This window comes from Streptomyces sp. ISL-87 (assembly GCF_018614095.1).
Taxonomy (GTDB): Bacteria; Actinomycetota; Actinomycetes; order Streptomycetales; family Streptomycetaceae; genus Streptomyces.
Window position 1 is genome coordinate 22,881 of the sequence record NZ_JAGGOY010000019.1, and the last position, 20,480, is coordinate 43,360.

Annotated in this window: 21 protein-coding genes and 2 pseudogenes; 6 read left to right on the forward strand and 17 right to left on the reverse strand. The window is 67.9% G+C overall.

All coding sequences use genetic code 11. The features are described 5' to 3' along the window. Window positions 1-182: 182 nt before the first annotated feature. Window positions 183-485, reverse strand: coding sequence for a hypothetical protein (locus J7I97_RS07440; RefSeq protein ID WP_214931901.1), 303 nt, complete (start codon window positions 483-485; stop codon window positions 183-185). A 119-nt stretch (window positions 486-604) separates the two neighbouring features. Between J7I97_RS07440 and J7I97_RS07445 the strand changes: the two genes are divergently transcribed. From J7I97_RS07445 to J7I97_RS07455, 3 genes are all read left to right on the forward strand, one after another. Then, the gene (locus J7I97_RS07445) at window positions 605-1,144 is read left to right on the forward strand and encodes a hypothetical protein (RefSeq protein ID WP_214931903.1); all 540 of its coding nucleotides are present in this window, start codon (window positions 605-607) and stop codon (window positions 1,142-1,144) included. Window positions 1,145-1,240: 96 nt separating this feature from the next. Continuing rightward, window positions 1,241-2,305, forward strand: a complete 1,065-nt coding sequence (locus J7I97_RS07450) for a gluconolaconase (RefSeq protein ID WP_214931905.1) — start codon at window positions 1,241-1,243, stop codon at window positions 2,303-2,305. Window positions 2,306-2,316: 11 nt separating this feature from the next. Beyond that, window positions 2,317-3,477 carry a hypothetical protein gene (locus J7I97_RS07455; protein ID WP_214931907.1) on the forward strand — a complete coding sequence of 387 codons (1,161 nt, stop codon included), beginning with the start codon at window positions 2,317-2,319 and terminating at the stop codon, window positions 3,475-3,477. Here J7I97_RS07455 and J7I97_RS07460 read toward each other — a convergent pair. After that, on the reverse strand, window positions 3,390-3,851 hold the full coding sequence (locus J7I97_RS07460; protein WP_214931909.1) for a hypothetical protein: 462 nt from the start codon (window positions 3,849-3,851) through the stop codon (window positions 3,390-3,392). The two genes, J7I97_RS07455 and J7I97_RS07460, sit on opposite strands and share 88 nt — an antisense overlap. A gap of 158 nt (window positions 3,852-4,009) precedes the next feature. Here J7I97_RS07460 and J7I97_RS07465 point away from each other — a divergent pair, with 158 nt between their 5' ends. Next, window positions 4,010-4,225: a hypothetical protein gene (locus J7I97_RS07465; protein WP_214931911.1), complete on the forward strand. Its 216-nt coding sequence runs from the start codon at window positions 4,010-4,012 to the stop codon at window positions 4,223-4,225. A gap of 226 nt (window positions 4,226-4,451) precedes the next feature. On the opposite strand, the gene J7I97_RS07470 is transcribed toward J7I97_RS07465, so the two are convergent. From J7I97_RS07470 to J7I97_RS07510, 9 genes and pseudogenes are all read right to left on the reverse strand, one after another. Then, window positions 4,452-4,889: a hypothetical protein gene (locus J7I97_RS07470; RefSeq protein ID WP_214931913.1), complete on the reverse strand. Its 438-nt coding sequence runs from the start codon at window positions 4,887-4,889 to the stop codon at window positions 4,452-4,454. Next, on the reverse strand, window positions 4,889-5,044 hold the full coding sequence (locus tag J7I97_RS07475) for a hypothetical protein (protein WP_214931916.1): 156 nt from the start codon (window positions 5,042-5,044) through the stop codon (window positions 4,889-4,891). The genes J7I97_RS07470 and J7I97_RS07475 overlap by 1 nt, the downstream gene beginning before the upstream one ends. Next, a complete protein-coding gene (locus J7I97_RS07480; protein WP_214931917.1) occupies window positions 5,029-5,940 on the reverse strand; it encodes a hypothetical protein in 912 nt (303 codons plus the stop codon). The genes J7I97_RS07475 and J7I97_RS07480 overlap by 16 nt, the downstream gene beginning before the upstream one ends. A 3-nt stretch (window positions 5,941-5,943) precedes the next feature. Further along, window positions 5,944-6,267 carry a type VII secretion target gene (locus tag J7I97_RS07485; RefSeq protein WP_214931919.1) on the reverse strand — a complete coding sequence of 108 codons (324 nt, stop codon included), beginning with the start codon at window positions 6,265-6,267 and terminating at the stop codon, window positions 5,944-5,946. A 274-nt stretch (window positions 6,268-6,541) separates the two neighbouring features. After that, window positions 6,542-6,673: pseudogene (locus J7I97_RS07490) on the reverse strand (transposase); the annotation flags it as partial. A gap of 39 nt (window positions 6,674-6,712) precedes the next feature. Then, entirely contained in the window at window positions 6,713-7,864 is a 1,152-nt protein-coding gene (locus J7I97_RS07495; RefSeq protein WP_251058573.1) for an ISAs1 family transposase, read from the reverse strand. A 159-nt stretch (window positions 7,865-8,023) separates the two neighbouring features. Beyond that, window positions 8,024-8,459 (reverse strand): annotated as a pseudogene (locus tag J7I97_RS07500) (transposase); the annotation flags it as partial. Window positions 8,460-8,503: 44 nt separating this feature from the next. Then, entirely contained in the window at window positions 8,504-9,670 is a 1,167-nt protein-coding gene (locus J7I97_RS07505; protein ID WP_214931920.1) for an alpha/beta hydrolase, read from the reverse strand. A 75-nt stretch (window positions 9,671-9,745) separates the two neighbouring features. Continuing rightward, complete coding sequence (locus J7I97_RS07510; protein ID WP_214931922.1) at window positions 9,746-10,393, reverse strand: TetR/AcrR family transcriptional regulator; 648 nt, start codon at window positions 10,391-10,393, stop codon at window positions 9,746-9,748. Between the two features lie 53 nt (window positions 10,394-10,446). On the opposite strand from J7I97_RS07510, the gene J7I97_RS07515 reads away from it, so the two are divergent. Both J7I97_RS07515 and J7I97_RS07525 read left to right on the forward strand, forming a co-directional pair. Then, on the forward strand, window positions 10,447-11,424 hold the full coding sequence (locus J7I97_RS07515) for a GNAT family N-acetyltransferase (protein ID WP_214931924.1): 978 nt from the start codon (window positions 10,447-10,449) through the stop codon (window positions 11,422-11,424). Window positions 11,425-12,516: 1,092 nt separating this feature from the next. Continuing rightward, window positions 12,517-13,281: a cyclopropane-fatty-acyl-phospholipid synthase family protein gene (locus tag J7I97_RS07525; protein ID WP_214931926.1), complete on the forward strand. Its 765-nt coding sequence runs from the start codon at window positions 12,517-12,519 to the stop codon at window positions 13,279-13,281. Between the two features lie 448 nt (window positions 13,282-13,729). On the opposite strand, the gene J7I97_RS07530 is transcribed toward J7I97_RS07525, so the two are convergent. The 6 genes from J7I97_RS07530 to J7I97_RS07555 form a co-directional block, all read right to left on the reverse strand. Continuing rightward, window positions 13,730-15,589, reverse strand: a complete 1,860-nt coding sequence (locus J7I97_RS07530; protein WP_214931927.1) for a peroxidase family protein — start codon at window positions 15,587-15,589, stop codon at window positions 13,730-13,732. Window positions 15,590-15,638: 49 nt separating this feature from the next. Next, the gene (locus J7I97_RS07535; RefSeq protein ID WP_214931929.1) at window positions 15,639-16,028 is read right to left on the reverse strand and encodes a hypothetical protein; all 390 of its coding nucleotides are present in this window, start codon (window positions 16,026-16,028) and stop codon (window positions 15,639-15,641) included. A 101-nt stretch (window positions 16,029-16,129) separates the two neighbouring features. Continuing rightward, on the reverse strand, window positions 16,130-17,293 hold the full coding sequence (locus J7I97_RS07540; RefSeq protein ID WP_214931931.1) for a catalase family protein: 1,164 nt from the start codon (window positions 17,291-17,293) through the stop codon (window positions 16,130-16,132). Next, the gene (locus tag J7I97_RS07545) at window positions 17,290-18,711 is read right to left on the reverse strand and encodes a peroxidase (protein ID WP_214931933.1); all 1,422 of its coding nucleotides are present in this window, start codon (window positions 18,709-18,711) and stop codon (window positions 17,290-17,292) included. The genes J7I97_RS07540 and J7I97_RS07545 overlap by 4 nt, the downstream gene beginning before the upstream one ends. Window positions 18,712-18,727: 16 nt before the next feature. Continuing rightward, entirely contained in the window at window positions 18,728-19,996 is a 1,269-nt protein-coding gene (locus J7I97_RS07550) for a hypothetical protein (protein WP_214931935.1), read from the reverse strand. A 44-nt stretch (window positions 19,997-20,040) separates the two neighbouring features. Beyond that, on the reverse strand, window positions 20,041-20,480 hold a 440-nt coding region (locus tag J7I97_RS07555), incomplete at its 5' end, for a hypothetical protein (protein ID WP_214931938.1).

Here is a 20,480-nt window from a genome sequence, read left to right on the forward strand (position 1 = left end):
CGCCGCCATACGCGTGGTCATCATCGCCGGGGTCATTCACTGTGATCGCGCATGTCAGGTACGTCGAACCACCAGAGGACAGGCCGAAGGCTTCTTGCTCCGTCGTCGAGTTCGACGAGTTTCCCGGAACCGCCACGGGGCCGTCGCTGACGCGAAGAAGCTGGGGTCCCGATATGGTCATTTCACTCATGGTGCCGCCGCTCCATCCTCTCGATGACCGAACGAGCCGAAAGCCCGATGCGTGCACGGCGTTCAACGAGTTCCGGATCGGGTGACGGAGGCTTGGCGAAGAACTCGCTTATCGGGTGGACGTTACGCAAACCAAAAATGGATTTCGGGCGCTTCTGGTGAAGCTCGGCCAGCTCGAATTCCCCCGCCTTGACAAGAGCAGCATCGGCCGTCCGTATGTCGGCAATTCGTTTGGCCAGGATCTCCGCCAGCTTCGGATCCTGTTCCGCCACCATCGCAATAAAGTCGGACATCACCGCGTCACTCCTTCCGCAGAGGTGGCCCGGAGGTCACTGGTGCTGACTCAATTCCATCCTGGCAGGGCGGGCGCCTTCCCGCCTGACAGCCCACCCCGCCGCCCAATTAGCTGTGGTGCATGGTCGCGCCGAGTGGCCTCGCCAACCTCTACCTCTACGCGGAGATCCGCGGCACCGCCACCCTCGCCGAGGGCACTGGCTGGGCGGTCGCCGTCCGCATCGCCGAGGAGTACCTGGGCCCGGGCGCCGACAAGGAGTACGAGGAAACCTCCGACGGGGCAGTACGCGTATTCGTACGCATCACCCCGTCCATGGTGCTCGGCAACGCCGCCCGCACCGGCGCAGGGCCCATATGGCGTGTTGCAGCAGTCGCGGGCGGCCCGCCGTTCGGTGAGGCCGCCCGCCGGGATGCCGCCGCGCTGCGGTGTCGAACATTCGGCTGGAGCCAAATCGAGCCGGAAGCGGTGACCCGACTACGGCGAGGCAGCCCCGGGGCCGTAGATCCGGACACGTCGCGCACCCGGCCGGGTCGGCAGCCGCCGCGCTGCTTCCGGGATCTTGGCCTCAGTGGATCAAGCAAAAGTGCACCTGGGGCGGCGGACAGGCCGGGGCGCGCGCGCCGCCCGATCGTGATCAAGTGCGTGGTCAGCGGCATATGACCGGTTCTCACCAGGTGGCGAGTTCGGCTCGGTGCCTCACCCGCGTCCGAATGCGTACCGTCACCAGTCCGCGACGCAGGGGAGGGACTGAGGATCATGGGACAAGGCAGCGCGAGGAACGATGTAGGCACCGCCTACATCAATGACGTATTCATGCGGCACCCGCTAACAACGCGGAACCAAGAGGAACTCGGCATCGCCGCCAGGGCCGCCGGCATCTTGGAGCGGAATCTGAACAGGGGTGTATTCAGGCGAAACCGTCAGGGCGGGGGTGAGCAGGTCAATCCCATCGGGTTCTCCCTGAACATGGTGAGCTACCCCGGATTCCCCGACGACGAGCAGACCGCGCACGCGCGCGGCTGGCGCGCCTGGATGAATGTCGGCGTACCGGTCATCGAAGAGCGGAGCGACATCCAGCAGCCCCCTCCCGACATGATCTCCAAGCAGACGTACATCAACGGCACCGACCCGATCAAGATCACCGTGACAGACACGGTCGAGTTCTCCATTTCGAACACGATCAGCTGGTCCCTGCAAGGGGAGGTGAAGCTCACCTTCGGGGCGAAATCCACCGCAGCGCTCCAGCAACAGCTGCAGAAGAGCATGGATATGAAGCAGTACCAGAAGACCACCCTGCTCAACAGCAAGGACAACCAGGGCGTCAACACGGAATCCCAGACGGAGGCCACGAGCAACACCACCGCCACGAGCTCCGTCACCGGCACCGGGGAGCTGTGGGGTGAGCTGGCGCTCGGGATCACCGGCTCCGTCAGTGGTTCGCTGACCACCGAATGGAAACACGTGTCATCGGTGAGTCTGGAAGTCAGCAGCCGGGTGGACGTCCTGGCCACCACCCGTCGCCAGATCCGCCAGTTCGACTACGAATTCCCCGTCACCTTCGGCGGCTGGGTCGCCTTGTACTATCCCGATCCGGTCGAGGTCAAGGAAACTGCCAAGCAGGGCGCCGAGCCGAGGTATTCCAAGGTCATCGCGTGGAAACTCGGCGAAGCCGCCCTCGATTCCAGCCACTTCGACGTGGCCGACGAAGGAAAGCGGTTCATGCAGAAGGGGACGGCCGAAACCGTCGCCGTCCGCGCCGGGGAACACCGGGTGTTCCAGCCGGAAGTACTCGATTACCAGACGCAGAAGCAGCCGCTCTAGGGGAGAAGCCCATGTCCTTCAAGAACATCTTCGACAACAGCGGAAACGAGGCCGGTTCCGCCGACAAGTCCGCTCAGAAACTCAACAAGGACACACCCGGAGCCGGGGACGTCTCGGAGGCCGTGCGCAAGCTGGAGAGCGGGCGCGACCCGTGGCTCGTGCGCCAGACCGCGCACGGCGCGTTCGACGTCATGGGTTTCCTGGGCCCGCTCTTCCAGAACGCCCAGGGTGCGGCCGCCGCTCAGCGTCAGGTCTCCGAAGACCCGGGCTCGACGTCCAAGATGGCCTCGTCGTCCACGAAGGCGTTCGGACCGCCGAAGGTGAGCATCAGCGACGAAGACATGCCGAAGCTCGAAGACCTGTCGAAGCTCATCGCCAACAAGCGGAGCTACGCCCTGATCGCGACGGGTCTGGGCACGTCCGAAGGCCTGGCGGTCGACCCGTCGCGGAACACGGCGTACGTCGCCGACCGGGGCGGCCAGAAGCTGTCCGCGGTGAAGGTCGACACCGGCGCCCAGCGCGTGGCCGCGAGCGCCCTGGGCGACCTCGGCGATGTGGAGGTCGACCGGCAGGCCACGGCTTACACCACGGACTGGGCCGGTGGGCGCCTGCTCGCGGTGAACCTGTCCGACGGCACCTCCCGCAAGATCGCCGACGTCCCGGGCGCGTTCGGCGTCGCGCTGGACGCGGCGGCGAGCAAGGCCTATGTCGCCAACTGGACCGACGGACAGCTGATCGCGGTCGACCTGCCGGGCGGGCGGAAGACCACGATCGCCACCGGTCTGGGGCAGGGCATCGCGGGAGTGGCTCTGGACGGCAGGGGCAAGGCGTACGTCGGTCAGAAGGACAACGGCGGCAAGCTGTACGAGATCAACCTGGCCGACGGCACCAATCGCGTCGTGGCCACCCTTGCCGGGGCCAGCACCATCCGCGTGGCGCTCGACGGCGCCGGCCGGGCGTACACCATCGACCGCGTGAACGGGCGTCTCTACGAGATCACCCTCGCGGACGGCGCGCAGCGCGTGGTGGCCTCCGGCCTCGGGACGTGTGCGGGGCTCGCGCTGGACACCGTGGGCGGCTGGATCTACGTCAGCAACGGCCAGGGCCAGCTGTGGCAGATCGACCAGCGTGCCGCCCAGGCCCTGGGAGGCGTCGGCAAGGTCGTCCCGTAGGGCTTCCGCTGGGGGGTGTCCGCCGGACACCCCCCAGCGGCCCCCTCGGCACAGCCGTAGCACAGGGGCAGGGAGCCGCACAGCAGGGTGCTGCCGATGTGGCCCTGGTAGCGGCCGAGCAGGCCCTGGCCGCGCGTTGGCAGGGCCGGGTCGGCCCAGTCGGGCAGGGCGGCGCTGCGGGTGAAGTACTCCTGCAGTTTCGGCGGGAGCCCGGCCGGAACGGCCTCGCTGTTCCCGTCCAGCAGGAGCAGGGCCTCGCGGACCTGATCCTGCTGGACGGGCTCGTAAAGCTCCTCGATCGCTGCGTCAGCCAGCGGATGGCCAGCCTTTCGCAGCGGGTCCAGCAGCTCATCGGTCCACTTCGTCGTGGGCATACTGATCTCCATGGGACGGGAGTGCAAGGGCGCCGTGCTTCGGCATCCGCCGTCCGCCATCGGCCCTGGGCACGGCCACTGTTCTACCCGCCTGCGTTCAGCCGGTGCAGCCTCGCTCACCTGCACAGTGCAAGCCGAATCGATCCGCCCTCGCCCGGATGCGACATGTGCCGGTACCCAGCACATGGGCGGCCCGGCCCGGCCCGGCCCGACCAAGGCAGGAGCGCAGCGCCGGACGGCTCAAGGACAGCCACACGGCCGTCAAGCAGGTCCAGCGCGCCGGGCTGGAGCTCACCCAGCGCGGGTGCGGGGCGTGGACGCGGCTCTTCTGCAGGCCCGAGGGAGGCAAGCGGCGCTGCGTGCAGCTGTCGTGAACATGGCGTTCGCCGCCGCCGCGAACAGTCTCGTGGTCCGGCTGAACGGGCCCACCCACCTGACGCAGCCATCAGTACCAATCCGGTCGGGGTCGGACAATGCCTCGTGGGCCACGGCGTCGCGGCAGCGGTCGTGCAGGCGGCCGCGAGCAGTAGGAGGATGCTCGACCGCGGCACCCGGGCGCCCCGCCGGTGCCCGGGTGCCGCGGTCGGTTCGCCGTGGTGCTTACCCGCAGTCGCCCAGGATTGGCCCCGACCCGTCGGGGGTGTAGGTGGCCCAGAGCATGAATAGCTCCAGGAGCATCGCCGGCACGTTGAGCGACACGCTGACGAAGGCCACGAGCCCCGGCCACGTGTCCCAGAGCCGGAGACGGTAGTGCCGGCGGATCTGCTTGGCGAGCAGTACGCAGACGACCACTGCTGATATGCCGAGGATCGGCCCCGCCCACGCGGCGACGTGTTCCATCTTCGGGAACGGCATGTGCTGGCATGCTGCCTGTTGCCGTTCGACCCAGTCGCGGTCGATGTCTTGGACCTGCAAGGAAGTGACCACGCCGAGAGCGGCCACAACCGGGATAAGTAGGGCCGCGATCACCGTGCCGGGCGTGACCGGGCGCTTCTGGGTGGTGTCGTGGAACGCGTCGGGGGAGGGGGGAGTGTTCATCAGTACCAATTCGGATGCGGTCGGACGATGTGGATGCGCTGCTCGCCGTGGTTCTTGGTGGCGATGTGTTCCCGGCTGTCCAGGCTCACGTTCTGGAACGAGCTGGTGTGCTGGCTCAGTTTGATGTCGCCGTCAGGGGTCACCGAGGTGACCACGGCGGCGTGGTAGATCTCGCCCTGGGGCTCGTCCGGGTCGGGAGCCACCTGCTCGTAGAAGATGACGTCGCCCGGGAGTCCTTGGTGTCCCAGTGGTCCAGTGCGTACCGCACCATCTCGACCCGGTCGATCTTCCCGTCGGGTCCCCGGAGTTCACGCCCGACCTCGGGTGGCAGGCCCTTGAGGTCGGCGATGGTCACTGGGTCGGCCCGCATGAGGTCCTTCTGCTGCTGTGGTGTCAGGCCGTCCCACCAGGCGCGAACGAGGTGCGGGTCTTTCCCGACCGGAATGTCGGACCTGAGTATCTCGAATTCGACGTGGGAGGCCTCAACCAGGATCTCGTTGTGTGCCTGTGAGGGGTTGGCGACGTTGATGGTCGTCGCTGGCTTGTCCAGTTCGACGGAGGCCTTCGAATCCGCCTGTGAGGCCTCGCGCAGCGCCTCCTCTATCAGTCCGTTGACCTCGGATATGCTGCCCAATTCCTTGGTATAGGCGTCGCGCACGCTCTGCGGGACGTTCGGTCCCGTGGGTGCGGCGCTCGTGTACGCGCCCACGGCGCGGCCGTCCTGGATCTGAAGCCCGCGCTCGCCCGCCAGTTCGACCGCGTGGAACAGGGTGCGCTGGGCGTACCCCATGGAGTGGGCGAGTGCGTCGAGCACCATGGCGACGCCCTTCATGATGTCGCCGCCCGCTTCCAGGCGGTCGGCGAGGTCCTCCAGGCGCTTGCCGGCCGTTTTGCCGGTGGCGTCGGCCCAGTGGTCGTCGAGCGGTTTCTTGCCCTGCGCGCGAATGTCCTCGGAGGCGGAAGAGGAGCGCCGGGCAAGGTCGACCCAGTCGTCCGCGGCCTTCTGCCACTGGTCCACGCGGCAGCCGTGCAGGTCGTGATAGGAGACCACGGGTCAGTTTCTCCCGAAGTCGGCGAGGCCGTGCTGGAGCCTGTTGAAGGCGTCCTTCGCCTGGGCATTCGTGGTGTCGTAGGCGTTGGCTGTGGTGTGGAGGTTGTCGGCCATGGTGTTCATCTGCTTCCCCAGATCGACCATGTGGTCCTCCCAGGCGGTCGCGCACCGCTTCAGCGCCGCGGCGGAGGCCCAGCCGTGGTGGCCGCCGGCTGCCGTGTCACTCGAATCGAGGGACCGGCGAAGGTTCTCCAGTGCGGCTTCGGCGGCCGAGCGGGCTCCTCCCGCGCCTTGCCGTACATAGTGCGTCTTGATGTCTATGTCCACGTAATCCCCCATAAATAGCTGAGAACAGCCTAGCGTTGATCTTGAGTGAAAATCTGACAGCGAGCACGGCCGCCAGCGCGGCGGCGGCCGGTTGTCGTCGCTGTCTCGCCCATAACGGGGCCTTCGGGGAACCGAACGGCTGCCAACGCGCCCGAGGCCGAAGCGCTGGACATCCGCCGCGCCCTGGCCGCCCGCGCCGCCCCCAGCCAGGCCCAGTCCGGGACTGTAAATCCTTCGGCTCTGTTTCGTAGTCGGTGGTGACGGTGAGTGCTCGTCACTGGAGCAGGATGCGGTGGCGGAGGAGTTCGAAGCTCGCGCGGCCGTGCATCTGCCGCCTGATCTTCTTGGTGCGGGTGTTGACACCTTCGGTACGGCCGTTGTGGTAGGGGAGGGTCAGGCCGGCCAGGGCTGATTCAAAGTCCTGGTGATCATGTGGTGGTGCAGGTCAGGCCACGTCCAGGAGGTCGAGTGGGTGGGTGAAGGGGTGGTAGGAGACCTCGCGGAGGCCGGCGGCGATGTTGCGGTGTCCGGCCGTGCGGAGGGTGTTGACGGCCAGGTTTCGTAGTGTTGCCATGTTCTCCGGGCCGTGCCCGGTGTGGATCTTCGAGGCGTCCTCGGCGAAGGTGGTGTCGCGTACGAAGTGCAGCCGGTTCTCGATCACCCACTGTGACCGGGCCAGCCTGCCGATCCGAAGCGGTGACGCCTCACGCGCGGTGAGGTCGGTGAGCGCGTAGACGGTTTGCCTGGTCACTTTCCCGGTCTTCCGGTCGGTGCGGTGCCGCAGGATGCGGGCGGCCTGCACGGCGTGCGGGAAGTCCAGCCCCAGGCCGGTGACGGTCAGACACCTGGTGGCCCGGGTCTCCTTGCGGCCGTGGCCGGCCTCTCGGTCATAGCGCCGGGCGGTCACTTCCTTCCACGGCAGTGCCCGCAGTTGCGCGAACAGCGTCGGCTGGTTGGCCTTGACCACCAGCAGATAGTGCGCCTCCTTCTGCTCGACCAGGAAGCGGGCATGCCCGCGCTGGGTGTGCAGGGCATCGGCGGTGACCACGACGCCGGTCAGATCGAAGGGCGCCAGCAATCGCGTGAACGCGGTGATTTCGTTCGTCTTGTCCGGTACTCGCAGCTGGCTGACGGTCTGCCCGCCGCCGGAGACAGCGGCGAGCAGGTGCGCGGCCGGGCCGGTACCGGTGCGTGAGCCGCGGGCGGTCTTGCCGTCCACGGCCAGGCTTTCGGCGGTGGACGGGTCCGCACCGAGCAGGTCGGCGAGTCCCCCAGGACACACGGCGAGCAGGACGCGCCGGATGGTCGAGGTGCTGGGCGCACGGCGGACAGCGAGCGGGCCGGCTCCGCGGACACCGAGCCTGGCCAGGGTGTCCTGGGGTGCGTTGCGGGCCCACTGGCCGATCGCCAAGTAGGAGCGGGCTCCGGCCAGGACAGCGCAGGCGGCCGTCAACAGCACCGACACCAGCGGGTGACGGCGTCCACGGCGCTTGCGCGGGTCGGGCAGTGTCCGCAGCCGGCCGTCCAGCTGCGGGACCTCACGGTGTTGACGCGTGGGCGACTTGATCAGGCAGACGGTGGCAGACTGACGGCACATCGAAGCTCCGGGTGTTCAGGGCGACTTGAGAGGTCACCCCGTCAACCGGAGCTTCGTTGCGTTCGTAGCGATGCCTCGATGGATCGTCACCCCGTTGTGACCAGCACTTCCACATGATCACGAAGACTTTGAATCAGCCCTGTCAGGCCGGCGTTGACGGCGGCTGTCATGGGTATTCGCGGCGGAGATCCCGATGGAGATGGGCAGGCCGGTCCGCTCAGTGATCAAGTGGATCTTTGATCCCTTCTTACCGCGATCTACGGGATTCGGACCCGTCAGGTCCCCCCTTTCAGGGCTCGCATGTTCACCGAGTCGATCGCGCACCGCGGCCAGTCCAACTCGCCGCGGGCGCCGAACTCGTCAAGGACCAGGCGATGCGGCTTGGCCCACACCCGCGCCCGGCTCCACCCTGCGAAGCGCCGGTGCGCGGTGGGTCCGACGGGCCGAAGCACGGCGGAAGTTGACGCCACGTGCCCCCGGAGGTCGCGACGAACACGATCGCCGCCAACACCTACCGATCCCCATAACGGCGTCGGCCACCGCCCTGCGGCCGCGTCGGCGCGTCCGGCACCACCCGCTGGAACAGCACCCACAACCGTCCGGGACCAAACGCGCAACCGCCAAGAGGAACGTCGCATGCTAGGGCTGGGGCTTCCTCTCTCGTGATCTCACCCAGGCGGCGAAAGCCTCGATCGCGTCGATGACCGCCTCGAAGCGGAGCGAGTGGTACAGGTCGAAGGCGTGGTTCCCGCCGCGCAACTCGGCGTAGACGACCGCGTCGGAGGAGGTGCGGCGCAGCCGGTCGGCGACCTGCCGGACGTCGGCCACCGGCGCCAGTGGGTCCAGGTCGCCGTGGGCCAGGAAGAACGGCGGGGCGTCGGGCGCGATGTGGGCCAACGGCGAGGACTCAGGATCGTCGCTGATGGGGCCGTAGTAGCCGTTCAGGCAGATAGCGGCGGTCACCGAGGTGTCCGCGCTCTCGAAGCCCGGCTGGAAGGCGGGGTCGCCCTGGGTGAGCGCGGCCAGTGCCGCCATGTGCCCGCCCGCCGAACTGCCCGCGACGAACAGTGTCGCCGGATCGGCCCCATACTCGTGGGCGTGCTCGCGCACCCAGGTGATCACCTTCTTCAGGTCGATCAGGTGGTCGGGGTGATGGGCCTGGGGAGCCAGACGGTAGTTCGCGCTGACGCACACCCAGCCTCGGCTCGCCAGCCGGTAGAGCAGCGGAAGTGACTGGGTGTTCTTGCGGCCCTGGGTGTAGCCGCCGCCGTGCAGGTGGATCAGTACGGGCGCGCCTTCGGGCCGTGAACGGAGGTGGTAGACGTCGAGCAGGTTCCTGCGGCCCGCGTCGCCGTAGGCCATGTTGGCCACGCGCCGGACTCCCCGCCGGCGCCGGAAGTTGGGCCGCAGCATGATGCGGGCCCACGGGGGGCGGCGCCGCAGCCCTTCCGAGAAGTCGGCGTCGATGGCGGTGCGCCATCCGGCGCCAAGCCCTTCGGCCATGGCGTGCTCGATCCTGTCCCTGTCTCCCAGCGCACGATGGGCGACGACCGCGAGCCCGACCGCGGTCGCGGCGGCCAGCCCGACGGTCGCCCAACCGCCCGCCGAGTCGATGTCGCCCTGGGCGAACGCCACCGACGTCGGACAGATCAGCATCCAGAACAAGGCCACGAACGGCAGTTCGTTGACGATCAGGCCGAGGTAGTAGCTCAAGCTGGCGAGTGGGCGCGATCGCCGTGCCGGCCGCAGCGCGAACACCGTGCCGAGCGCAACCGCCACCACGGTGATCACATAGCCGACGGGCACGAAACCTCCAGGGACGAACCGCAAAGGATGAACCAGCGCCACCGCTGCCCCCGCCAGCGGCTTATTTTGAGACGATCAGTAAGACCGTTCGCCGACATCAGGGGCCAGTCGGCTGCGGCGGCCGTTGGAACGGGGCAGCGCGGTCGAGGCGAGGAAGTCGTCGAGCATGGTGATTTGTACGTCATTGGGGAATCGGCGGGGGTCGAAGAGGGCCTGGACGACAAGTCCGTGGGTGAAGGCGACTGCGGTGGCGGCGAGTTGTTCCGGGTCGGCGTTTGCTGGGAGCTGGCCAAGGCCGTGTGCGGCTTCGAGGTGTAGGCGGATCGTCGAGCGCAGCCGGGTGTAGCGGTCGGCCTGTTCCGTGGTCAGCCCGTCGTCGGCGAGGGAGAGGTCCCATGAGCTGACCCAGATGCGGTTGCGGGCGGTGTCGCCCGGGGTCAGCGGCAGGATGTCCAGGAGCATGGCGCGCACGGTGGCGAGGCCCGCGGCGGGACGCGCGCGGCGGGGCCTCTCTGCGGTGCGCTTCTCCAGCAGGTCCAAGGCGTGTGTGATCAGGGCCCGTTTCGTCGGGAAGTAGTGCATGAGCATCCCGGTCGAGACGCCCATCGCAGCGGCGACGGCACGCAGGGTCAGCCCACCGAACCCCTTGTTGGCGAGCACGTGCCACACCGCCTCGGATACGTCCTTGCGGCGGGCTTCACGGTCTCCAGGTGCGGGCGGCATGCTGCTAGCTTACGTACCGAACGCTTGTTATGCATCCAGAGAGTGAGACTCCCATGTTCACCCTGACGCTCGGCGACCATGCCCAACTCCGTCCCTTGGAGCCCTGGCAGGCGCAGGAGTTCCTCGCCCATATCGACCGCGCCCGGGTCTCCGTGGACCCGTGGATACCCTGGGCGACGTTCAGCACTGACCTCGACTCGGCCACGGCTTCTCTCCAACGCTACGCCGACCGTCTGGCCCAGGACACCGGCCGGATCTACGGGATCTGGCTGGACGGCACGCTGGTCGGCGGCGTCATGTTCACCCGCTTTGACAGCGACTCCGGGGTATGCGAGATCGGCTGTTGGGTGGAGCAGGCCGGGGAGGGACGGGGCCTGGTGACCCGGGCCTGCCGGGTGCTGATCGACTGGGCGTTCCAGAAACGCGGGATGAGCCGCGTCGAATGGTGGGTCGCTGCGGGCAACACCCGCAGCATCGACGTCGCGCGCCGGCTGGGTATGACCCGCGACGGCGTGCTGCGGCAGCGTTCTTCGTATCGAGGTGTGCGGCACGACAGCGAGGTCTGGTCGGTCCTTTCCGAAGAATGGCCGTCTCCCGGGGAAGTGTCCGGGTCCGGCGTTCAGGCCGAGCTCGACCGGCTGATGAGCGTGTTCGTCGGCGCCTTCACCAACACCGGCGACCGCCGACCGGACCTCGGAGTCATCCGCGACGTCTTCATTCCGCAGGGGAGGATCATCGCGAACGTCGGGGACGAGCCCGTGATCTACGATCTCGACGCGTTCATCGAGCCCCGGCAGAAGATGCTCACAGACGGGACGCTGACGGAGTTCTCCGAATGGGAGGTCGCCGAGCGGACCGAGATCTTCGGATCGATCGCGCACCGGTTCAGCGAATACCGCAAGTCCGGCTTCCACCAAGGTGAGTGGTTCGAGGGCTGCGGCCAGAAAACCACCCAGTTCGTCCGGACCCCGTCAGGGTGGAAGATGTCCTCGCTGGCCTGGGACGACGCGCCCGCCACCGTCACCGAATGACCGCGCGGAGGCCAAGGCTGTTCGGACGCCATGCAAACACAGGGCCACCGCGCACCCGCACTTGGCAGGACAGCTCGCCACCGCGGTGTTCACCGAGGCTTCCACCACGCAGCTCGATACCGTGCACGTCCACGACCTGGCCCCGGACGCTCGACCATCACGTGCCATGACCATGGGCTTCGCCGGGGCTGTATGACCCACCACGTCCCGACCTGGGCCCGGTCCCTGCTGGTGGCTGCCTCCGTGATCCGTTGGGCAGTACGGGCCTAACATCCCCGACCGCCTTCGCCGAGAGCTGCTATGGCCGGTCATTGATGTAGTGCCTGGGCAGGGCATTCGACCTGGGTGTGTTCAGGTTGGTTGGTCATAACGGGGCGAGGGGTGTTCGATCGGGGCTTTTGCGGCTGGTGGAGTGGGGTGTACAGGCTCCACTCCCGGGGCTGTGACCTGGGATTTTCTCCAATTGGGTGAGTTTTCCAGGTGGGCTTGTTTGTCCTGATTTTTTGTGCAGGTGTAATGGCGGGTCTATAGGGGACCTGGGGCGTGGTTACGTGGAGGTTGTCCGGGACCGGCGCCTGGCCGGGCTCGGCGCCGGGCGCGGACACGTCGCCTGATGGGCCGACACTCCTGCCGTCGCGCCAGGATCGCCTTCACCGACAGCGCCATCGACCAGATTCAACAAACTCGGCCGCCACGAGATCCATGCCCTCGACCGCGCACTGGTCGCCCTCTCCGTCGACCCCACTATGGGCGAGCCCGTTCCTGCCCCTACCCCGAAACTCCGCCGGTACGAGGACGATCTGGAAGAGGTCGCCGTCATCTACTACGTGACTGCCCTGCGCACCGTTCTCTAGGGGTTCAACGGGGGGTGGTGTGACGTTGCATAGCCCCTCTCGTAGGGTCCTATCGCAACAGGTCGCAGGGGGTGCGGCTCTGCGGCAGATCGTTGCATTGAGCCGTGGAGGCAGAGTGGGCTCCGCTCGTGACCGCAGCGACGAACTGATTGTTGCCGCATCGTGCCCCGCCGCCGGGGAGCCGAGGTGAGCGAAAACGGGTTGTGCCTGAGCAGATGATCAGCTTGGGTTCGTGCTCGTGACTGACTTGAACGATCTCATACGTCCGGACCGCTATCCGCGCTCCTCTCGCTATGACCCCGCCTGGTTGCTCAACCTCGACATGGGACCGAACCCGCTGTGGCTGCTGGAAGACCTCGCCCGGGACCTTGATCTGCGCCCGGGGATGCGGATTCTCGACCTCGGCTCCGGCAAGGGCGCCACGTCGGTGTTCCTGGCCCGCGAGTACGGCGCCCAGGTCGTTGCGGCCGACTTGTGGATCGCCCCCGAGGACGCGGCAACCGTCTTCGCCGAGGCGGGTGTCGGGGACCAGGTGAAGGCCGTGCGAGCTGAGGCGCACGCCCTGCCGTTCGAGGAGGAGAGCTTCGACGCCATCGTGAGCGTGGACGCGTTCGAGTACTTCGGAACGGCGGACAGCTACCTGCCCTACCTGACGCGGTTCCTCCGCCCTGGCGGACATCTGGCGATGGCGACTCCCGCCATGACACGGGAGGTCCGTGAGCTCGGAGCCATCCCACCCCACATCAAGAAGGTGGTCGGCTGGGAAGCGATCGCCTGGCACACGGCGGAGTGGTGGCGCTTTCAGTGGGCGATCACCGAGCTCGTGGAGGTCACCTCCGCGCGGTTGCCGCAAGACGCCTGGCGGGACTGGCTGCTGTGGGCCCGGGCAGCAGCCGAGCACACGCCGGACGGCCGGAGCGCGAACCAGCCCGTCATCGACATGCTCACCACAGACGGCGGAGAATTCCTCTCCTTCGCTCTGGTAACTGCACGTAAGAACTGAGCAGACTTCACGCCGTCGGCAATTCTGTCTCTCCGATCGTGATCGGTAGAGACAGAACCTAGTGACCTGAGTCGTAGATTCGTCGTGGGTTTGGTGTGACTCGTCCTGGACCGAAGCTCCCGCCGTTGTCGGTGACCGATGCCCAACGGGCCGTGCTTGAAGGGTGGGTGCGTCGACGCTCGACGTCTCAGGCATTGGCGCTGAGGTCGCGCATCGTCCTGACATGCGCGGAAGGCCATTCGATCTCGGAGGTGTCGCGTCGTCTCGGGTGCGGCAGGCATCGGAGGGCTCGCCGTCGGCTTCCTCGTCGCCCGTTTCGTGGAGCGGTTCCCCTGGGGCCCGCTGCTGGGCCTGTCCGTCCTGGGCATCGCGTCACACCCGTGGCGACGGCCAGCACGACCCCCAGCCACGCCGGCACAACGGCGGGCGTCGTGGGCGGCCGGGGTCGTCACCTCGGAGGTCCGGCCGTCTTCCACGGGGCGAAGGCGTTCGTCACCGACCGCATGGACGAGCGCAGCTCCGGGAAGTGCCGCAGCAGCACGCTGACCATCGTGTTGTTCTCGATCCAGTCGAGACCGGCCTGTGTGTACACCTGCGGCGTGTAGTCCTTGGTGAGGAACCGGTCGCTGTTGAGCCTGCGGGACGCCATGAGGACGAAGATCCGGAAGGCTGTGTCGCTGAAGGCGAAGCCCTTCGGCCGGGGCTCGGCGAACATGCCGACCATGAGGTCGACGCGCTCGATGTCGTTCTCGTACACCCGGCGCAGCTCCCCGGCCCAGACCGGATCGTCCGTGAGCGAGGTGAAGTCCTTCGCCGGAGGCAGGTGCAGCTGACGCCTGAATTCGTTGTAGCGCGGTACGCCGAGTTCCCGGGTACGCAGGATGTCGACGGCTCCGAGGTCCATGAGCTTGCCGTCCGGGCGCTGGAACTGCTGGAGGAACCGCGGATAGTTGTGCAGGGTCACCAGGCCCGGGTGCGAGGTGCCGAAGGAGTAGAACAGGTCGGGCAGGGTGTGCTTGCCGAGGATCTCGTAGGCGTGCCGGCCGGTCAGGTCCCGGAAGGTCGCCTCCTGCAACAGGGAGTCGTCCTTGGCGGAGCGGAAGCTCCAGTCGTCGGGAACCAGGGGGTGCATCCGGTAGACGGCCACGAACTCCTCGGTGAGGGCGTACGGGACGCCGAAGTGGTCGGTGCGCCCGCCCACGATGCCACTCAGCACCTCACTGGAGCTGAGCCGGCCGAGCAGTCTGTGCACTCGCTCGCCGAGCACACCGAACCAGTTGGCGCGCATTCCGGTGACCAAGGTCGGATGGCTGACGACGGCGGGGGTCCACTCGATGGTGTGGATCTTGGCGATGAGTGCCGCGGTGATCAGACGCGCCCGCTGGAAGATCTCCTCGTCCGACCAGCCGGGGTACTCGCCGCGCAGCCTGTCGCAGATGGCGTTGTGTTCGAGGATGAACAGGGTGTGCATCATGGCGAGGCCCGCCCAGAATCCGGGGACGCTCGCCGGATCCCGTTCGGGGTCGTCCGAGAACAGCGAGCCGTTCCGGGGCACCTTGAGCTTGCCGCCCTCGCCGGTGCGCAGCCGCCGCTGTGCCGCCAGGTCGTCGCCGTAGAGCTGGGACGCGTCCCACCAGTGCGACTTCTCGTTGATGTACGTCGGTGGAAGGCCGTCGCCACCGTCCGGACGGGTCGGGTCGGGGATGGTCCGCGGCACGAGCATCGGGCGGTCGGACCATGGGTCGTCGTCGAGCAGCTGGATGTGCCAGGGGTGGTCCACGGTCCCCTGGCCATGGCTGACCCAGTCCCGGATCATGAACTGCAGCCACGCGGCGACGAGCGCGTTGACGGACTCGGCGGGGATGAACTCGTGCCTGGTCAGGACGGCGCGACTCACCTCACGCGGGCTCGGGGACATGATCTCGGGTTCGGGCTCGGGGAAGGTCCGCTCCGGTGGGACGTTGCGGCCGAAGCGCGAACCGGCCATGCCCATACGCGGGTTCGCCAGGTCGTTGTACGTACCGTCCGCTGTGCGCTCGGTGAGATGCCGCGCGCTCGAAGGCTCGACGGGCGGTGGATTCCGCGTCGGATAGGTGGCGGTGTCGAAGAGATTCCACCGGCGCAGGTTGTTGCGGAGGCCGATGAGGGTCAGCATGCCGAGCGGCGTCGGCAGATTCTGCCAGCCGATCTTGTGATCGACGGCCAACGCCAGCTTGTTGTGCGCCCGCACGAACCAGGAGGCGCTGCCGGTGTCACCGGCGCCCTGAGGTGTCTTACGGCCCGTGGAGCCTTCGGGAACTTTACGCATCGTGGAATTCCTTCCGGCCGTCCGGTTCGGTTGTTGCGCGAGGGCGCCGTCAGTGGGCGGCTGAAGGACAGCAGTTCCGCCGCTGGGCCAGAAAGGCGAGGGCCACATTGACCGTCGAGATCGCCGTGGCGGCCACCGCCGCCCGCCGTGGCAGGGAGCCCTCCTGGCCGGCCCAGGCGGCCGACAGCGCGTCGCTCGTATGGATGAGTGTGCCGACGCGCAGCGCCCGGTCGAGCTCGTGGGCGTCCTTGAGGAGCAACAGCTCGGCGCCGAGGACCACGGTGCGCACACCGAACATCCGCAGCACGTAGATCACCGCGGGCTGGTTCGGATCCGCCCCCAGCCGACGGGCCACCACCTGTGGGGCCAGCAGCGACGCGACGCCGTTCACCAGCCGGATCCCGGCCAGGCCGTATCGCGCGAGAGTATGTCCGTCCATGGTCATCGCCCCTTCCCAAGGGGGTATCGCACATTGCGTACGAAGCTATGCCATGTGCTGCCGGTCCGCGCGCCGAGTCCGCCGCGAAGCGGCCGACCGAGTCACATGCCCGCACCGGGTTCCTCGTGCGGCGTGCTGTTCATGGTCTGCCTGAGCCGGGAGAGCCGCAGATAGACGGCGCGCCGGGCGCGGTTCTGGTTGCCCAGCGGCCGGTGCTCGGGCAGGGCGTGCCAGGGGTTGAAGGACAGCCGGTCGGCAAGGGCGAACTGTTCCGTCTCGTCGAATTCCTGTCTGGGCAGGCGCAGGGTGGCCATCGGGATGAACGGCGACAGCCGTTCGGGCCAGACCACCGAGGCGTTCTCGATCGGCATCCGATGCGGGTCGGTCTGCGGCTGGACGAGGAAGTCGAAGAAGACGTCGCGCTCGCGCAACGTCGTGGCCAGGGCATCCCGCAAGTAGTCGTCCGGCGGGTTCCACGGTGCCCGGCCGCGGGCCTTGTCCCGGGGAACCACGGAGTACTGCATGGCCTGGCCCGCACCGAGCAGAAACGGCGTACAGCTCCAGTACCGGGCCTCCAGCGGGCTGGAGTGGGTCTTGGCGTACAAGCCCTGCATGACCATGTCGCACAGGTGCGGGTGGCGGAGATTCAGGAAGTACAGGACCGGTGTGCCGTCGAAGACGTGCCGCTGCAGGTCGAGGTTCGCGACGACATCGGGAGTGGTGAAGGTCGGAGCGCTGATGCCGGTGAAGTCCTGCGTGGCCCGCTCGTCGTCGAGCAACTTCTCGCCTTCGACTCCCAGGAGCTTGACGCCGATGCTGAGGACGCCGTTGTCCTTGATGTCGGGTGGCGAGAGCGGGCCCGGCCCGGCGAAGCGGACGTGGGCGGGGAAGGTGGCGGGGCGGCTGAAGACGCCGTGGCGCAGCCGCTCGGGCAAGCCGTCCGGCACGGTGAACTCCCCGCGCACGACTCCGTAGGTCTTGGTGTTCCCGGCCCGCTGGGCGCTTCCCGGCGCGTACTCGCGCTCGATGAAACGGGCCATCTGCCGTGCGACGGCCTCGGCGATCTCCGCCTCCTCGGGCAGAACCGTCTCTTCGGCGAGGCGCAGATGCTCGTCACGGCGGCGGACATTGATCAACCACTGCACCAGAGCCTGCACGGGCCCAAGGAACAGCCGGTCGAACAGAGGCCGGATGTAGGGGTCCAAACGCCGTTCGAGGTGGACGCACACCAGGATCGCGTCGTTGAGCCGCCGCGCACCGGTCACCGCTGCTCGCCCCCGCGGGTGGCCGCACAGAGATAGCGCAGCGCCTTGAGCCCGGGGAGAAAGAAGTAGGCGCCACCTTGTACGGATACGAACTGTGGCAGATCGGCATGGCGGGTGCGTACGGGCCGAGCCTGTTCGGTGAACGTCGCGCGGCTCAGGCGTGGCGCCACGAGCGGGTCGGGGGAGTCGTAGAGCCCGTTGAAGTTCGGATTGTTCAGCCAGGTGTGCTGGATGAATTCGAACTGACGCGAGATGTTCGCGTTGAGGCAGAGGAAATGCAGCCCGGATCCGCTCCCCGCCCCCGGCCCACCGGGCCCGTAGGCGCGGCCGCGACGGAGGATCCGGTGGCGTCTGCCGATCGCGAGCGACTCGGCGGACCCCGGCTCGGGGTCCAGCGAGTCGCGCGGGTTGGCCCGGCGGATATGGGCTCCGAGCGGGCAGCTCAAGCCGTTCGGGTCCGTGGCGAAATAGCCGAAGTCGTTGTCCGTGGCGAGGCCAGGGTCGTCCTGCCGGGGTGCATGGACCAGCGGAGCGCCGCTCGGCCAGCGTCCCACCATGCGTGCCGCGAGCGCGTCGCGCGCGGCGGGATCGTCGGTGCCGTCAGGGCGTCGCGTCGCGTCGTCGAGGTAACCCCGGAACCCGTCGACGTCCTGATGGAGCTGCCGGAACACCAGATAGCTGCCGTTGCGCCCGAGGTCCGCGCCGGTGCCACCGGGCCCGCGGGGGAGCAGGCCCGCGGAGTCGTACGGGGGCGGCAGCAACGGCCGGTCTGTCAGCAGACCGTACTCGTTGGGGTAGCCGAGCACGAACTCGCCGGCCTTGACCACATCACGGGCGTCCGCGCCGTTCGTACGGGCGGCCTCGGCCTTGGGCAGCCCCTCGATGAGCGGCTGGGAGATGCCGTCCCGGAAGCCGAAGGGTTCGCGCTCGGCCAGCGCGGCCGTGCCCAGCCGGGCGGCCTCGACGAGAGCGCCCGTTGCGAGGACGTCCCGGCGTACCTCCGCTTCGAGCCGGTCGAGCGTCTGCTCGTCACGGGCGTACAACAGGGCGAGGACATGCACGGGCGGGGTGGCCGGGCCGCCCCATCGCCAGTGCCGGGGCGCGTTCTCCCCCACATCGCCGAGGAAGCGGCTGCGGTGGGGATCGGTCATTCCCGAGACGAATTCCTCGGAGAAGCCGTCGAGACCCGGTGATTCCAGCCCCAGCAGCCTCATGCCGTCCGAGGTGACGGCGACGTTCACCGCGGTGTCCGAGGGCTCCGGGCGGCCGCTCGTCACCCGGAGCGCCAGCTGTCCGAGAGCGGGGCGGGCGCTCGCCGGGTCGGCGATCGTGAGCATCAGGAAGCAGGCCGCCTTCAAGGCGCTGTAGCCACGGGGAACGAGGCCCTGGATGTCGTCGAGTTCCAAAGTCGCCACCATCACGTCACCCCCTCCTTCAGAGCAGGGCGAGCCAGGCCTCGGTCTCGGCCGGGCTGAGGTTCGCGAACAGGCCCGCGCGGATGCGGGCGTTGGTGTCCAGGTTGTGCGTGGTCAGGGTGTCGTACGCGGAGTACCAGACCTGAGTCGGCAACTGGTGGGAGCGCAGATAGTGCTTGAAGGCCAGTTCGTCCTTGGCGCCGCCGAACACGAGCCACCGCGTGCGCGGATAGCCCGAACCGTTGCCGAAGACGGCGTTGAGGCCCCAGGCGAGCTTGTCGATGAAGTCGTCCATATAGCTTTCCAGGCTGCCGTCGTAGTTGCTCGCGAAGATCACCCGCCGTTTGTCGTCGATGAACAGCCAACGGGCGAAGTGGATGGTCTTGACCCCGGCGAGATTTCCCCGCTTGAAGAAGTGGCGCACCCCGTAGTCCACGACGAACAGAATCGCGGTGAGCGTGGCCTGCCGGAACCGGCCCCGCTTGACCTGGCCCACGGCGGTGAAGGGGTTCTGTGCGACGAAGTCCTCGTAGGCGGCGAGCTCGCGCATATGGTCGCGGTCCGGACGCGCCCGGCTGGGCACATCACGCAGTTCTTGCAGCCTCAGCAGCACCGCCCAGACAGGCAGGGCGAACGCGAAGAGCGGCAGCAGCACCAGCGCGACCACCGGGACGCAGATGAGATGGGCTGTTTGCCGGACCCGCCACCACAGAGCGGGCGGCGCGGGCCGCGAACGCGCCCAGGCCAGGTCCTCGCGGTCGGTGACGAACTTCTGGATGGCGGCACGCACCCGCGGGGGACTCATACCCGACAGGGCCGTACCGCGCTGGTCGAGGAACTCCTCGATCGCCTCCCGCAGCCGGGCCTCCCGCAGGATCTGCTGCCGTCCCCTGCCGACGGTGTTGACGTAGAAGGCCGCGCAGGAAACACAATGGGACCGCAGCCAAGCGACGCGCGCGCCGTCCGGGACATTGCCCACCGGATAGCCCTCGCAGTGTCCGAACACCCTCTCAAGCCCGTCGGCTCTCCGGGCGAGGTCGGCGAGGTGTGTGTGCAGCGGTGCGTCCACCTCGCTCATATAGACGACGCAGGCCGGCATCGATGTGCCCGCACTGTCGGGCCCCTGGGGAACCAGGACCAGCCGCGCGAAATGGATCCCCTCCACCTCGGTGAACCGGAAGACCTCGTCGGCTCCCTCCCGGTTGGCCTCGTTCAGCGCCTTCCGCACGTCGGCGACCCGGGCAGTGGGCACAGTGGCCCGGATGGTGACGGCCAGCTGATGCGGCATACCCAGCACCTCCAACCTTGCCTCGCGGCTGACGGACCGTCGCCTCAGGCGTGCGGGGCGGTGAAGCTCAGAGAGAAATTGAGGACCCGCCGCCGCCCCCAATAGACGATGCCGAGGTAGAAACCAGGGCCGATCTCGCGGATCTCATCCCGGATCCGGTGCGCGAGAAGCGAGGTGCGGGAGTAGTCCAGGACGATGCATTCACCGCCGTCGAGCCGGCTCTCGTCGCGATAGACCTTCGCCCGTATCGCGCGCACACCGAACGGTGTGACCCTGTTGCGCAGCCCACCACCATCGCGGTCGAAGACCTTGCCCTGCCACGCGAGCCGCCGCGCGAGCCCGGCCGCCACCTTCGACACCTTCGCGCCACGCGCCAGGAGAACCGTGCCCACCCCCGTACCTTGCGGTATGTCCCCAGCGGAACTGGCCCGGAACAGCCGGTCGAGCTCTGGCCGCGACATGGTCAGCAGCTCATCGACATCCG